This is a genomic window from Burkholderia sp. LFS061, from assembly GCF_047978125.1.
In the GTDB taxonomy this organism is placed as follows: domain Bacteria; phylum Pseudomonadota; class Gammaproteobacteria; order Burkholderiales; family Burkholderiaceae; genus Burkholderia; species Burkholderia pyrrocinia_C.
The window spans coordinates 20650-35654 of sequence record NZ_JBFPFS010000063.1; the positions used below are offsets into that span (position 1 = coordinate 20650).

The following is a 15005-nucleotide window of genomic DNA, read 5'->3' on the forward strand; positions in this document are numbered from 1 at the left end:
GCACGTTGCGGCGCGGCCGGAGGCGCCGTTGCGTCCGCAACCGCAGTGCGCATAAAAAACGCGTGGCGACCGAGGTCGCCACGCGTTGCATGCCCGAGCGTATCGCCGCCCGGTTCGGGCGGCACGCCGCGTCTATCGTCAGAAATCGAACCCCGGCCCGCCCGCGCCCGGGCCGCCCGGCACCGCGGCCGGCGCCGCATCCTTCGGCGCTTCGAACACGGTTGCATCGGTCGTCAGCAGCAGCCCGGCGACCGATGCCGCATTCTGCAGCGCCGTGCGCGTGACCTTGGTCGGATCGAGCACGCCCGATTCGACGAGATCGCCGTACTCGCCCGTCTGCGCGTTGTAGCCGAAGTTGCCCGAGCCTTCCGCAACCTTCGCGACGACGACGCTCGCTTCCTCGCCCGCATTCGCGACGATCTGGCGCAGCGGTTCCTCGAGCGCGCGCAGCACGATCTTGATGCCCGCATCCTGGTCGGCATTCACGCCCTTCAGCTCGCGGATCGCCTGCCGCACGCGGATCAGCGCGACACCGCCGCCCGGCACGATGCCTTCCTCGACGGCCGCGCGCGTCGCGTGCAGCGCGTCGTCGACGCGATCCTTCTTCTCCTTCACCTCGATCTCGGTCGCACCGCCGACCTTGATCACCGCGACGCCGCCCGCGAGCTTCGCGACGCGTTCCTGCAGTTTTTCGCGGTCGTAGTCCGACGTCGCTTCGTCGATCTGCACGCGGATCTGCTTCACGCGCGCTTCGATGTTCTTTGCATCGCCCGCGCCGTCGATCACGGTCGTGTTTTCCTTGCCGACCTCGATGCGCTTCGCCTGGCCGAGTTCGGCGAGCGTCGCCTTCTCGAGCGTCAGGCCCGTTTCCTCGGCGACGACCTGGCCGCCCGTGAGGATCGCGATGTCCTCGAGCAGCGCCTTGCGGCGATCGCCGAAGCCCGGCGCCTTGACGGCAACGGTCTTCAGGATTCCGCGGATGTTGTTCACGACGAGCGTCGCGAGCGCTTCGCCTTCGACGTCCTCCGCGATGATCAGCAGCGGCCGGCCCGACTTCGCGACCTGTTCGAGCACCGGCAGCAGGTCGCGGATGTTCGAGATCTTCTTGTCGTGCAGCAGGATGTACGGGTTCTCGATCTCCGCGATCTGCTTGTCGGGATTGTTGATGAAGTACGGCGACAGGTAGCCGCGATCGAACTGCAGCCCCTCGACGACGTCGAGCTCGTCGGCGAGCGACTTGCCGTCCTCGACGGTGATCACGCCTTCCTTGCCGACGCGGTCGATCGCTTCGGCGATGCGCTGGCCGATCGATTCCTCGCCGTTCGCGGAGATCGTCGCGACCTGCGCGATTTCCTTGCTCGTGGTGGTCGGCCTGCTGATCTTCTTCAGCTCGTCGACGGCCGCTGCGACGGCCTTGTCGATACCGCGCTTCAGGTCGAGCGGGTTGAGCCCGGCCGCGACGTATTTCTGGCCTTCGCGCACAATCGCCTGCGCGAGCACGGTGGCCGTCGTCGTGCCGTCGCCGGCTGCGTCGCTGGTGCGCGACGCGACTTCCTTCACGAGCTGTGCGCCGATGTTCTGCAGCTTGTCCGCGAGTTCGATTTCCTTCGCGACCGACACGCCGTCCTTCGTGACGACCGGCGCGCCGAAGCTGCGTTCGAGCACCACGTTGCGGCCCTTCGGCCCGAGCGTGACCTTCACCGCGTTCGCGAGAATGTTCACGCCTTCGGTCAGCTTCGCACGTGCGACGTCGCTGAAAATGATTTCCTTCGCTGCCATGATTGCGCTCCGTTATTGATTGACGACCGCGACGATGTCTTCCTCGCGCAGCACGAGGAGTTCATTGCCGTCCACCTTGACGGCCTGGCCCGCGTACTTGCCGAACAGCACGCGTTCGCCCACCTGCAGGTCGGGCACGATGCGCTGCCCGTCCGCGTCCTTGCGGCCGGGGCCGACGGCGATCACTTCGCCCTGGTCGGGCTTCTCTGCGGCGCTGTCGGGGATCACGATGCCCGACGCGGTGGTGGTTTCCTGGTCGAGTCGCTTCACGATGACGCGGTCGTGCAAGGGGCGTAGGCTCATCTTTTCGTCCTGTGCTGTTCTGTCGAAATTGGCTGGCACTCTTTGGGAGAGAGTGCTGACGAGTATAAAAACGCACGACGGCGCGATCCAATAATGGATTCGGAAAAGCATTCGCGCGGATGCGCTATGGATGGGAGACGGGCCGGGCGGAGATCGGAACCTGCCGGAAAGAAGGCGGCGGCCCGCCGCCTTCATCCATCACGAAGCGACGCGAATCACGACCTTGCCGAAATGCTGCCCCGACTGCAGGTGCGCATACGCTTGCGGCGCCTCGTCGAAGCCGAACACGCGATCGACCACCGGCTTGATCCGCTTCGCATCGACGAACCGCACGACGTCGTCGAGCATCGCGCGGCTGCCGACCATGATCCCGTGCAATTGCCGAATGCCGCCGATCAGCGACAGCAGCCCGAGTTCGGGGCCGCCGAAGCCGCTGACGCCGCCGATCACCGACACGATGCCGCCCAGCTTCGTCGCGGCGACCGAGCGCGGCAGCGTGTCGTGTCCGCCGACTTCCAGGACGAGATCCGCGCCCGCGCCGCCGGTGAGCCGCAGCACTTCATGCTGCCACTCGGGCGTCGCCCGATAGTTGATCGTTGCGTCCGCACCGAGTGCGCGGGCGCGTTCGAGCTTCGCGTCGCTCGACGATGTGACGATCGTGCGCAACCCCGCCGCGTGCGCGAGCTGCAGCGCGACGATCGAGACGCCGCCCGTGCCGAGCAGCACGACGGTCGAGCCCGGCCCCGCGCCGCCGTCGGCGAACAGCGCGTTCCACGCGGTGATGCCCGCGCACGACAGCGTCGCCGCTTCGTCGTAGTCGAGATGCGCGGGAATCGCGACCAGCGCCGCTTCGTCGGACACGAAGTGCTCGGCCAGCACGCCGTCGAATTGCGCGCCGGGCGAACCCGAGACCTTCTGCGGCGTGGGCGGCCCGTCGATCCAGCGCGGGAAATACGTGTTGATCACGCGATCGCCCGGCTTGAAGCGCGTGACGTCGCGGCCGGTTTCGACGATTTCGCCGGCGCCGTCGGCGACAGGGATCAGCGCGTCCTTGCCGATGCCGAGATAGTCGCCGCGCGCGAACATCAGGTCGCGGTAGTTCAGTCCTGCCGAGTGGATTTTCACGACGACGTCGGTCGGCCCGACGGGCCGGCGTGTCGCGTCGATGCGCCGGAGCCCGGCAGCGCCGTCGCCGGGTTTGATTTGCCATGCGTGCATGTCGACTCCTTTTCGAGATAGGTCGAACTATCATAGTGTTGCGCACGGGGACGCATTGGCGAGAATTCGGCCACTGACTGTCGCCGTCATGGACACAAACCTGTCATCCAACCGGAGCGGAATCGCATGGACGAGCGTTTGAGAGGCGTCGCCGAATTCGTCGACGTCGTGGAGTCGGGCAGCTTCGCGGCGGCGGCGCTGCGCATCGGCGTCACGCGTTCGGCCATCGCGAAGGTCGTCGCGCGGCTCGAACGCCGTCTCGGCGCGCGGCTGCTGCAGCGCACGACGCGCCAGCTCAGCCTGACCGACGAAGGGCTCGTCTATTACGAGCAGTGCCGGCGGCTGCTGGCCGATCTCGGCGAAACGGAGGCCGCGCTCGACGCGGGCCGGCGCGAGCCGTCGGGGCGGCTGCGCATCAGCGTGCCCGTGCTGTTCGGGCGGCAATGCGTTGCGCCCGTCATGCGGCGCCTCGTCGAGCGTCATCCGCGGCTCGAGATCGACGTGTCGTTCAGCGATCGCCTGGCCGACCTGATCAACGACGGTTTCGACGTCGCGGTGCGCATCGGCGAGCTTGCGGATACGAGCACGCTCGTCGGGCGGCGGCTTGGCGTACAGCGGATGGGCATTTGCGCATCGCCCGCGTATCTCGAACGTCACGGCCGGCCGACGGGGCTCGACGAACTCGGGTCGCACGTCGGCATCGCATATTCGCGCGGCGGGCAGCCGGCACCATGGCGGATCATCGGTGCGGACGGCGCGGTGCACGACCACCGCGCGGCCGGCCGCCTGCGGTTCGACGACCTGCAGGCGATCGCCGATGCGGCCGCTGCCGGCGCGGGCCTCGCGTGGCTGCCGTGCTGGCTGATGGCGCCTTACCTGCGCGACGGCCGCCTCGTGCTCGTGATGGACAGCAACAGCGTGTCGGGCGCCGAGGTGTTCGCGGTGCGGCCGTCGTCGCGCCACGTGCCGTCGAAGGTGCGGGTCGTCATCGATGCGCTCGTCGACGAGATTCCGCGGATGCTGGCGTCGGAAGACTGAGGCGGGAAGGCGACCCGCACAAGCGCGCACCGCATCCGGGCGGAGCGGCTGAACGATGCGGGTGCGGCGACCGTACGCGTTTTTCCGGCACGATGCACAATCGTCCGGAACGCGGATGCGCCGCGCGGCTGCGTACGCATCGCGACTTCTTCGATTCCTTCCACACAGGCACGAATCATGTCATTCCGCACCTACCTCGTCACAGGCGCGTCGCGCGGCATCGGCTTCGCGGTCAGCACATTTCTGGCGCAGCGCGGCCATCGCGTCATCGGCCTTGCGCGGCATGCGCAGGGCATCGATTTCCCCGGCGAATTGCTCGCGTGCGATCTTGCCGACATCGAACGGACGGCGGCAACGCTTGCGCACATCAGCGAGCGGCACGACGTCGACGGCATCGTCAACAACGCCGGCATCGTGTTGCCGCAACCGCTCGGGCAGATCGATTTCGGGTCGCTGCAGGCGGTGTTCGATCTGAACGTACGTGCCGCGATCCAGGTCACGCAGCACTTTGCGGACGCGATGAAGGCGCGCGGTCACGGGCGCATCGTCAACATCTGCAGCCGCGCGATTTTCGGCAGCCTCGATCGCACCGCGTATTCGGCCGCGAAGAGCGCACTCGTCGGCTGCACGCGCACGTGGGCGCTCGAACTCGCCGAGCATGGCGTGACCGTCAATGCGGTTGCCCCGGGCCCGATCGAGACCGAACTGTTCCGACAGACGCGGCCGGTCGGCAGCGAAGCCGAACGCAAGGTGCTCGCGACGATTCCCGCGCGCCGGCTCGGCACGCCCGACGACGTGGCGGCCGCGATCGCGTTCTTCCTGTCCGACGAAGCCGGTTTCGTCACGGGACAGGTGCTGGCCGTGGACGGCGGCGGCAGCCTCGGCGGGCGCAGCTGACGCATCGCGGCGCGGGCCGCGCCAAACGGCCTGCATCGGGCCCGCATCGCATATTCCCGCGCCCCGTTAGCATGTGACGAATCCGACTTTGGGCGCCGCGCGCGCGACGCTAAGATCGCCGATCCCGTAGATCGAGCGTTCACGATAATGAAAAAGTCCGCGTCGCCGTTGCATGCTTTCCGTTTCCGTGTCGTCTGCGCCGCGATCGCCGGCGCGGTGTCGCTCGCATCGTGCGGCGGCGTCGACAGCGATTCGCCGCCTTCGCAGGCCGGCACGACACCGCCGCAGGCCGCGAAACGCCCGAACATCCTGTACATCATGGCCGACGATCTCGGCTATTCCGACATCCATGCATTCGGCGGCGAGATCAACACGCCGAACCTCGACGCGCTCGTCGCATCGGGCCGCATCCTGTCGAACCATCACACGGGCACCGTGTGCGCGATCACGCGTGCGATGCTGGTGTCCGGCACCGATCACCATCTCGTCGGCGAAGGCACGATGGGCGTGCCGACCGACGAGCGGCGCGGGCTGCCCGGCTACGAGGGCTACCTGAACGACCGCGCGTTGTCGTTCGCACAACTGCTGAAAGACGCCGGCTACCACACCTATATCGCGGGCAAGTGGCACATCGGCTCGGGGATCGTCGGCAGCGCGACGGGCAGCGGGCAGACGCCCGACCAGTGGGGTTTCGAGCGCAGCTACGTGCTGCTCGGCGGCGCGGCGACCAACCACTTCGCGCACGAGCCGGCCGGCTCGTCGAACTACACGGAGGACGGCCGGTACGTGCAGCCTGGCCAGCCCGGGCAGCCGGGCGGCTCGGGCGGCAGCCCGGCCGTGTTCTATTCGACCGATTTCTATACGCAGAAGCTGATCTCGTACATCGATTCGAACCAGCGCGACGGCAAGCCGTTCTTCGCCTATGCGGCGTACACGTCGCCGCACTGGCCGCTGCAGGTGCCCGAACCGTGGCTGCACAAGTACGCGGGCGTCTATGACGCCGGCTACGACGCGATCCGCAACGCGCGGATCGCGCGGCAGAAAGCGCTCGGCCTGATTCCCGCCGACTTCAAGCCGGTCGACGGCGTGCCCGAAACGACGGCGGCGTCGCCCGCGACCGCGAACAACGGCACCGCGAGCGCGAAATACATCAGCGCGGTGCATCCGGCCGCGGACGGCTACAGCGACTACGGCACCGGCAAGGTCGACAAGCTGTGGTCGAGCCTGTCGCCGGCCGAGCGCCGTGCGCAGGCGCGCTACATGGAGATCTACGCGGGGATGGTCGAGAACCTCGACTACAACATCGGCCTGCTGATCCAGCACCTGAAGGACATCGGCGAATACGACAACACGTTCATCATGTTCCAGTCGGACAACGGCGCGGAAGGCTGGCCGATCGATTCCGGCGCGGACCCGACGGCGACCGACACCGCGAACGCGCAGGAGCCGACCTATTCGGCGCTCGGCACCGACAACGGCAAGCAGAATGCGCAGCGCCTGCAGTACGGGCTGCGCTGGGCCGAAGTGAGCGCGTCGCCGTTCCGGCTCACGAAGGGCTACTCGGCCGAAGGCGGCGTATCGACGCCGACGATCGTGCGCCTGCCGGGCCAGTCGCAGCAACTGCCAACGCTGCGCGCGTTCACGCACGTGACCGACAACACGGCGACCTTCCTCGCGGTCGCGGGCGTCACGCCGCCGTCGCAGCCGGCGCCACCGCTCGTCAACACGCTGACGGGCGTCGACCAGAACAAGGGCAAGGTGATCTACAACAACCGCTACGTGTATCCGGTCACGGGCCAGTCGTTGCTGCCGGTGCTGACCGGCACGGCGACGGGCGAGGTGCACACGGCGCCGTTCGGCGACGAAGCGTACGGCCGCGCGTACCTGCGCAGTGCCGACGGCCGCTGGAAGGCGCTGTGGACCGAGCCGCCGCTCGGGCCGCTCGACGGTCACTGGCAGCTTTACGACCTCGCGTCGGATCGCGGCGAGACGACCGACGTGGCGGCGCAGAACCCGTCGGTGATCGGCACGCTCGTCGACCAGTGGAAGACTTACATGAGCAACGTCGGCGGCGTCGAGCCGCTGCGTCCGCGCGGTTATTACTGAGCGCCCCCGGACCTGTCGCTTCGCTCCAGGCCTCACGAGGAATTTCCTCCGGGGCGGAAAACCTGGAGCGGGCAGGCGTTTTCTTGAAAGGACGACACGATGCGGTTCCGGTTCTGGACGATCGGCGCGGCGCTCGCCGCCACGCTGTTCGCCGCCGCGTTCGCGGTGGGCTATGCGAATCCGGCGGTGCCCGCGGGCGGCGCATTCGACGACGCGAATCGCGGCCGCGCGCTCGCGCCGCTCGGCTCCGAGCGGCAGTGCGAGCGCTATTCGGGGCTGCCGGCAAAGTGGCGCGATGACCCCAAGGCCGGGATGGTGCATCTGCGCGGCGGCGCGTTCGTGTTCGGCAGCACGCGCGGTTATGCGGACGAGCGTCCGGCCGGCGACGGCCGCACGCACGTCGGCGGCTTCTGGATCGACCAGACCGATGTGACGATCGCGCAGTTCGCCGCATTCGTGCAGGCGACCGGCTACGTGACCGAGGCCGAGCAGCAGGGCGGCGCGGCGGTGTTCCATGTGCCGACGCGCGACGAGATGAATGCGCGCGACCTCGCATGGTGGTCGTGGGTGAAGGGGGCATCGTGGCGTCATCCGCGCGGGCCCGGCAGCGGCGTCGACGGGCTCGGCAACCTGCCCGTCACGCTCGTCACGCAGCGCGATGCGCTCGCGTATGCGCGCTGGCTCGGCCGCGATCTGCCGACCGAGGCCGAATGGGAATACGCGGGCAAGGCCGGCCGCGACGACGCGTCGCTCGACGCTGCGCCGCGCGACGCGCAGGGCAAGCCGGCCGCGAACTACTGGCAGGGCGCGTTCCCGGTGCTCGATACGGCCGAGGACGGTCATGCGGGCCTCGCGCCCGTCGGCTGTTATGCGGCGAACGGCTTCCGCCTCTACGACATGATCGGCAATGCCTGGGAATGGACGAAGGACGCGTACACGGGCCCGCATCAGCCGCACGCCAACGGCGACACGGCTGCCGTCGCACCGACGACGCGCCGGCATGATACGCCGATGGTCATCAAGGGCGGTTCGTTCCTGTGCTCGCGCGACTACTGCGTGCGCTATCGCGCGTCGTCGCGCGAACAGCAGGAGGCCGATCTCGGCGCGTCGCACATCGGCTTTCGCACGATCCTGAGGGATGCATCGTGAGGAACCGCATCGTGCGATCCGTTTCCGTATGGCTGCTGGCCGCGTGCGGTGTCGTCCATCAGGGGTCGGCCGTTGCGGCCGAATCGGCTGCCCCGGCCGCGCGCGTCGGCGTGACGCGCGGCGTGCATGCGCAGATCCTGGACGAAGTGAAGCGGGTCGCTGCTGCACGCGGGTTGGGTGTCGACGTCGTCGAATTCGACGATGCGTCGCGCATCGACGCGGCGCTCGCCGACGGCCGGATCGACGCGGCCAGCTTCGAGGATGCGCAACAGCTTGCCGCGACGCGCGCGCGGAAACGTTACGCGCTGACCGAAGTCGCGCCGACCGTCACGTTGCCGATGGCGCTCTATTCGCGCAAGCTGAAAAACCTGAACGAATTGCCGCCCGGCGCGACGGTCGCGATTCCCGCCGATCGGCGCGGGATGGCGCGTGCGCTCGTGCTGCTGCAGAACGACACGCTGGTGACGCTGCGCGAGCAGGCCGGCCTGCGTGCGACGCTGCGCGACGTGACCGGCAACCGGCTCGGGCTGAAATTCGTCGCGCTGCGCCGCGATCGTCTTCACGCCGCGCTCGACACGGCTGCGTTCGTCGCGATCGACAGCGACGATGCAGCCCGCGCGCGACAGCATCGGCATCGAGGACGCGCGTTCGCCGTACGCGAACGTGCTGACGGTGCGCAACGCCGATCGCGCGAAACCGTGGGTCGCGCAGCTCGTCGCCGCATATCACTCGGACGACGTCGCGCGCTTCATTCTCACGCGTTACCAGGATTCGGTGCGGCGGCCGTGGTAGACACATACCTGCTCGCGTGCAACGCATGCGGACGCTGCTGCAACAGCGCGCCGACGCTGTCGCTGCGCGAACTGTTCCGGCATCGGCACCGCTTCGTCGGCGCGCTGACGATCCGTCGCGTGCCTTACACTTGGCGCTCTTTCAATCGATTCCGACGGAGCGGGCATGTACGCGTCGACCTTCATTTTTCGTGCCGGGCAATACGATGACGAATTCCACCGGCTCGACCGGCAGATCGCCGACATGGCGCGCGCGACGCCCGGCTATCTCGGCGAGGAGACGTGGGAGAGCGCCGAAGCGGGGCTGATCCAGAACGTCTACTACTGGGAATCCGAGGCGGCGCTGCAGCAATTGATGCAGCATCCGGCGCATCTCGAAGCGAAGGCGAAGCAGGCGCGCTGGCTCGACGGCTATCGCGTCGTGATCTCGAAGGTGCTCCGCGAGTACGGCGACGGCAAGCTGACGCAGCCGCATGCGGGGCAATCCGCGTGACTGGCTGTCTGATTCATTCCTTTCGTATTACGGATAAATAACGGGAGACCGCGCGCGGCGGCCCGTATGCGCATGCGGGCTTCCGCGGCATCGCGTGCAATCAATTCTTCATCAAGCATGGCCGAGACGGCGGGGCTTCGCGTCGTCAGTCTGTCCGATGCTGTCCTATCCGTTCGGGATGTGGTTCGCTCGACGCGAACACGCTGTATGTCGCGGACGAAGGCGACGGCTACACGGGCGGCCCGGACCTGTACACGCATGCAGTCGCGCAGACGGGCGCCGGCCTTCAGAAGCGGGTCTTTGACGCGAGCGCGAAGCAGTGGAAGCTCTCGTACACGCTGCAGAACGGGCTGAACCTCGGCCAGCCGTATTCGGTCGCCGGCTATCCGGTGGGCAACAATGCGGCGACGGCGCTACCGTGGGCGCCGGCGATTGCCGGCCTGCGCAACCTGACGGGCCGCGTCGAACGCGACGGCACGGTGACGATCTGGGCGATCACGTCGACGGTCAGCGGCAACGGCGATGTGGGCGCCGATCCGAATCGGCTGGTCGCGGTGCGCGACGTGCTAAGAACACGAGCGTGACGACGGCCGCGCACGAGCAGTTCGCCGTGCTGCGGACGGCGAAATTTGCGGAAGTGCTGCGGGGGATCGAGTTCGCGCCGGGGACGGATACGGGGCGGTGGCATTGAGGTGACGGGCCTCGGTTGAGGCCGGGCTGAAGGCGAACGCGGCCGCCCGATGGCGGCGGCCGCGTTTAGTTGGGCTGCTGTGCCCGTCGCCGGGCGAGCGGGTTTGCCCCGCGCGCTTCAGGTCAGAAAAGGGAAGGGGGCGGGGAGATTTCAATAGCTTGGGCACTTCTTCGCGCCAGTGCAACTCTCCCGTCGGCTTTTAGCGTTCCACCGGTATGGGCTCGCAAGTACGAACTCAATCGGATGCTTCTCACGATCGTTCCTGATATTCCTCGAACCACATCCACCGACCTGGCTCAAACAGGTTCGTGTACTGGTTCCGTTCCGCTTGCTCCCGAGGGGTGAGCTTGCGGACATCGGGAAATTTTTGCCCCTTCCAGATCAGATGAATATCCGAATTGGAAGTCTTGGTGTAGCCCTGCCATATCCCTGTTTCTGGGCACAGAATGCCCGTACACAGATTCATCAACTCGTATTTGTGGCGCTTGACCTGTTGCTCCTCTAAGCGGCGCTGCTTACGTTCTTCCGGTTTCAAGATTTTGTACGTGCGGCGTATATCGACTATCCACAATTGCTGCGGAAATGATCCATCTAACGGATTTATGTAACCTAGATCGACATCGATTGGAAATTTACTGCCAGGAATATCTTTCGAGCGGTAGCGAAAGGACTGCAAATTGGGAGCCTCGGGGGTACGCCCGCTCAATTCATTTCCATATTCACGGTTTCCGCGATAGTCAACCCAATAGTCCTCCAACTGGAGAAGCGATTTGATTTCCGTGTCAGGTAGGTTGGCAACCCTTGCATCAATGACAATTCTTACCCCAGCCGGAACAATTTTCACTTTGTCGCGATCATCGCTGTAGTCCTCCGGATCGTCGCCGGTGGAAAATTCAATCTTCGTTCCACGTAGCGCACGATTTTTGTATTTATAAAGAAATCCTGTTGCAGGGGGGTGTGTCCACGTTGTGTAGTTTGTCCCGAAGACAATATATTCAGGATTGTATGGTGCATCATCACGCAGGATCGCCATTGCCGTTTTTAGGATGCTTCGCAGCATGACGCGCTGCTCTTCGTCGGTCGCCTGCATTTCAAATCCCTCCCCCAATGGCTTGAAGTGAAGCATCGTATCCTCCTGTGCATGTACCGGGATTACGAACGAAAGCACGATCAGGATGGTCCCAATAGGCTTGCACCACTTCAGCGCACGCATAGGCATCTTCTTCATGTAACTGGCTCCGGTATCCTTCTTCGAAACTCACCATCTTGGCCGCTGTTTCTGGCGACACTCGCAACAGCTTGCACACTTCGGCCTGTGCAATTGGTACATCGGGCTTTACATAGGCTCCGCCCGTCTGATTTTGTATGTACGAAATCATCCAGTAATAGTGGAAAACCAAGATGCGATGAAGTCCCGTGGCAACTCGTACATCATCGGGTACTTTTACTTTCCCTGCGGCCTCGAAAATCGTTTGTGGCGAGCTGGCTTTATATACTTGCGTCGTCTGTGAGAGCATCGCATAGTCATTCGGGTGTTGCTGAAGAAAGGTCATCATCCAGAATGTCTGCTGGCAATGTCGTGCTTCGTGATAAAGCATATCCGCGAATGCCTTCAGGGTTCCGTCCAGGGTAGTCGGATTATGCGACGATGCAATGATTTTAGCGATTTCTGTCTCTTGGATGGCTATTATCCAGTACCTCCCGATAAATGACGCGCTGACATCCGAGCGCATGTTGTATTTGGTTGTGCCTTCCTTTGAATTAACAATATCTATCTTGGGAATTGCTCCATTTGACTTCATCGGGTCGCCTGGCGAACCTTTGGGTAATCCAAATGGTCCCGCAGAAAGGGCTGTGCTCAATGTTTTGTCAACTGAAAGCGCGATATTTTCCTTTAATTCTTCTGATATCGAGCCACTCAACGTATTGAACTTGCCCCACTCAATTCCATAGAGTGCTTTCTTGATCGCCGCCGTATAGGTTTTCGTAACCGGATACTCAACATCGCGGCGTACCGGCATGTCGGGAGGCGAGTCGTCCTGTTTAGTCCCGTCCACGAAGTGATGGAAACGCAGTCCGAAGTTGAGCGGGTCGCAGCTCGCGAACGCGGCCGGCTGGCTCTCGGAAGTTGCCCCCTGTTCCGGGGTGCTGACTTTCTTGCCTTTGATTGTTGCGGTACGCTTGTCGGCGTTCGGTGCCTTGGCGGTGTAGGGCGTCTTGTTATCGCGCACGACGACGGCGCGGTTGACCGCAATCACCTTGTCCGGATCGCTCGCCGCCAGAAGCTCCACCGTGGCGAACGAGATGTCGTGGCTCGTTACCACTTCCGTTTCGCCCAGCGCGTTACTCACCCCCTCAATTGTGCGACCGTTATCAAGCGTGACGCGGTACGGCTGGTTCGGTAGCGCAAACCCGCTGTCATGCTCCAGCAGCACAAAGTGCGCGGCAAACTGCCCCGGATGCTCGGGCGTGACCGGCACGCGCATCGGCCGTATCTGTGCGGCGTCTGTCTGATGACTGCCCGCGTGGATTGTGTGCTCGCCCGCCGTCTTTACGACATACCCCAGTTCGCTGATGCGAACCTCCGTACTGCCTGCATGCAGCACGATTTCCTCTGCCGCATGCAGGTGGATGCTGTCGGTCGTACTCGTGATGTTGATCGCCTTCTTCGCGGTGAGGTCAACACCATCGGTCTGCGCATCGATGCGCACTTTCCCGGCTGCGGCGACAAGCGTCATGCCAGCCTTGTGCACGAACAGCGAGAACGCGTTCGATACGCTCGCGAATAGCGACCGGCCGACCGCGAGCCCGACATGCCGGCCGCTCGTCACCGCCACATCCTCACCGCTCGCGATATGGGCGCCGCGCTCGGCCGCCAGACAGATCCCCGCCGGTCCGGCCAGCACGATATCGTGCCTCCGTCAGCTCCGGGAAGTCGTCCGCCGTGCCAGACGGTATTCCCCGAATCGCATCGTTGCGCTCCTTGATCGCTCGGGTTACGTCGCTCTGATCCGCGCCACGTTGTTGTGCTTCGTGCTGTTGCGCTAAATCCGTGAGGCTTTCCTGTAGCTCGCGCGCCCGCGTCAGCCGTCCCACGGCCTCTTTGGCGTCCTTTGCATGGCCGGAGCCACCCGGTTGACCGTCCGTCAGCACGAACAAGCCCTTCAGTGCGCGCACCACACCCCAGTCGTCGGTGCGAAGATCGAAGCCCCTGCCGCGCGCATCGGCGCGCCCCTTTTTTCGGGTGATGCATCGGATATTGCCGAGACTCAGTTGCGATGTGCCCGCGTCGCTGGCAATCTGCGTCTGGATTTGCTCCCGCGTATCGTCAATCGCCACATGGCCGGATGCGGTACCGTGGAATTCCCGACCGCGAATCACCGATACCGCGTGATTGTGCGGCTGGTCCAGTGCAGGCTGGCGGAACGCGTTGACCGCACTGCCAACGATCACGGGCAAGTCCGGGTCGCCGTAGTAGTGCGATACCGCCACTTCATGACCGATGCGCGGGATGAACGTCGCGCCCATGTCGACGCCTTGCCACGGCGACAGCACGCGCAACCAGATGCCCGCTTGCTCGTCGTGTTTGCCCTGGCGATCCCATTCGAACTGCACCTTCACGCGACCGTATTGGTCCGTCCAGACTTCCTGTCCGGCCGGCCCGACCACAATCGCCTTCTCTGGCCCGCTCAGGATAGGTTTGCGGACGCTGCGTTCCAGTCGGAACGACTCGTTCGTCGGCAGCAGCTCGAATCGCGCGTCGGCGCGATAGGTTTGTGCGCCACCGGTCCGCCCGACGAGGTCTTCGATGTCGAGCGTGCAAGACACGACGAGGTATTCACGGTTCGCCGCTAGCTGCGGATGGCCGGTGAGCGTAAAGGTGCGACCGACCGTGAGGCCGCGCAGATGCCCCTTACCGTTCGCGCGCCGCCCCGCGCAACGCTGCATCTCGAGCTGCACACGCGCGAAGTGCTGCGCCTCCCGCCCCGTATCGTTCGGTTGACCTGTCAGCCCCTGAGCGCCCGCCAGCGGTTGACTGTAGTCTCCCCAATCATAAATTTCGCCATCTGAGCTGGCCGTCGGGCGAGGATCTTCTACAGTAATGCCCAGCGTCGCACGCGGGCGTGTGTAGTCGTAGTCCGTCACGGTTACGCGTCCCGACGTCAGTCGGCTGGTCACGGACAACGTGTGAATGTGTTCCTCATCGATGCGCTGACCGCCGGGCGGCAGATAACGCAGCGTCTCATAGGCCGCGCCGTGCGGCCGGTGACCGCCCATCGCGTCGCACAAGACCAGACGATGATGGCCGCCGTCGTGCTCAATCCACCACCAGATTCCCCATTCCTCCCAGAGGCGTTGCAGAAACGTCCAATCCGATTCAAACGCCTGTCGCTGCACGTCGCGTTTGGGATAGGCGCCCCGGAATGCGCCTAGCAGGCTGTTGAAAAACGCCTCGTCTTGATCACGAGGTCGCTGCGCAAAAGGATTTCGTATGCGATTGGCTGCTGAGTTGGCGACGGATCGTCGAAGCTGGACCGCT

At 64.9% G+C, this 15005-nt stretch carries 12 protein-coding genes and 1 pseudogene; 7 read left to right on the forward strand and 6 right to left on the reverse strand.

Going from position 1 to position 15005, the window contains the following annotated elements; genetic code table 11:
* Positions 1-138: 138 nt before the first annotated feature.
* The 3 genes from groL to ACNQQL_RS33050 all read right to left on the reverse strand — a co-directional run bounded on the left by groL (position 139) and on the right by ACNQQL_RS33050 (position 3300).
* Positions 139-1779 carry a chaperonin GroEL gene (gene groL / locus ACNQQL_RS33040; RefSeq protein ID WP_204422364.1) on the reverse strand — a complete coding sequence of 547 codons (1641 nt, stop codon included), beginning with the start codon at positions 1777-1779 and terminating at the stop codon, positions 139-141.
* Positions 1780-1791: 12 nt separating this feature from the next.
* Positions 1792-2082, reverse strand: a complete 291-nt coding sequence (locus ACNQQL_RS33045) for a co-chaperone GroES (protein WP_347068542.1) — start codon at positions 2080-2082, stop codon at positions 1792-1794.
* A gap of 198 nt (positions 2083-2280) precedes the next feature.
* The gene (locus ACNQQL_RS33050; protein ID WP_347068544.1) at positions 2281-3300 is read right to left on the reverse strand and encodes an NAD(P)-dependent alcohol dehydrogenase; all 1020 of its coding nucleotides are present in this window, start codon (positions 3298-3300) and stop codon (positions 2281-2283) included.
* A gap of 126 nt (positions 3301-3426) precedes the next feature.
* Between ACNQQL_RS33050 and ACNQQL_RS33055 the strand changes: the two genes are divergently transcribed.
* The 7 genes and pseudogenes from ACNQQL_RS33055 (at position 3427) to ACNQQL_RS33085 (ending at position 10358) form a co-directional block, all read left to right on the forward strand.
* On the forward strand, positions 3427-4338 hold the full coding sequence (locus ACNQQL_RS33055) for a LysR substrate-binding domain-containing protein (protein WP_072442260.1): 912 nt from the start codon (positions 3427-3429) through the stop codon (positions 4336-4338).
* A gap of 177 nt (positions 4339-4515) precedes the next feature.
* On the forward strand, positions 4516-5235 hold the full coding sequence (locus ACNQQL_RS33060) for an SDR family oxidoreductase (protein ID WP_347068546.1): 720 nt from the start codon (positions 4516-4518) through the stop codon (positions 5233-5235).
* Positions 5236-5382: 147 nt separating this feature from the next.
* The gene (locus tag ACNQQL_RS33065; RefSeq protein WP_347068548.1) at positions 5383-7341 is read left to right on the forward strand and encodes an arylsulfatase; all 1959 of its coding nucleotides are present in this window, start codon (positions 5383-5385) and stop codon (positions 7339-7341) included.
* A 99-nt stretch (positions 7342-7440) separates the two neighbouring features.
* Positions 7441-8490 (forward strand): formylglycine-generating enzyme family protein, encoded by a 1050-nt coding sequence (locus ACNQQL_RS33070; protein WP_347068550.1) that lies wholly within the window; start codon positions 7441-7443, stop codon positions 8488-8490.
* A pseudogene (locus ACNQQL_RS33075) lies at positions 8487-9282 on the forward strand (MetQ/NlpA family lipoprotein). The gene ACNQQL_RS33070 and the pseudogene ACNQQL_RS33075 overlap by 4 nt, the downstream one beginning before the upstream one ends.
* A gap of 165 nt (positions 9283-9447) precedes the next feature.
* Positions 9448-9774, forward strand: coding sequence for an antibiotic biosynthesis monooxygenase family protein (locus tag ACNQQL_RS33080; RefSeq protein ID WP_174420319.1), 327 nt, complete (start codon positions 9448-9450; stop codon positions 9772-9774).
* A gap of 389 nt (positions 9775-10163) precedes the next feature.
* Entirely contained in the window at positions 10164-10358 is a 195-nt protein-coding gene (locus tag ACNQQL_RS33085) for a hypothetical protein (protein WP_347068551.1), read from the forward strand.
* A gap of 357 nt (positions 10359-10715) precedes the next feature.
* Here the strand turns inward: ACNQQL_RS33085 and ACNQQL_RS33090 are convergent, their stop codons facing one another.
* The 3 genes from ACNQQL_RS33090 to ACNQQL_RS33100 all read right to left on the reverse strand — a co-directional run.
* On the reverse strand, positions 10716-11591 hold the full coding sequence (locus tag ACNQQL_RS33090) for a hypothetical protein (protein WP_239483246.1): 876 nt from the start codon (positions 11589-11591) through the stop codon (positions 10716-10718).
* Positions 11557-13371: a DUF2345 domain-containing protein gene (locus ACNQQL_RS33095; RefSeq protein ID WP_347068553.1), complete on the reverse strand. Its 1815-nt coding sequence runs from the start codon at positions 13369-13371 to the stop codon at positions 11557-11559. Before ACNQQL_RS33095 ends, ACNQQL_RS33090 begins: the two co-directional genes overlap by 35 nt.
* Positions 13307-15005: type VI secretion system Vgr family protein (locus tag ACNQQL_RS33100; RefSeq protein WP_347068555.1), on the reverse strand; the 1699-nt coding region annotated here is incomplete at its 5' end. The genes ACNQQL_RS33095 and ACNQQL_RS33100, both read right to left, overlap by 65 nt.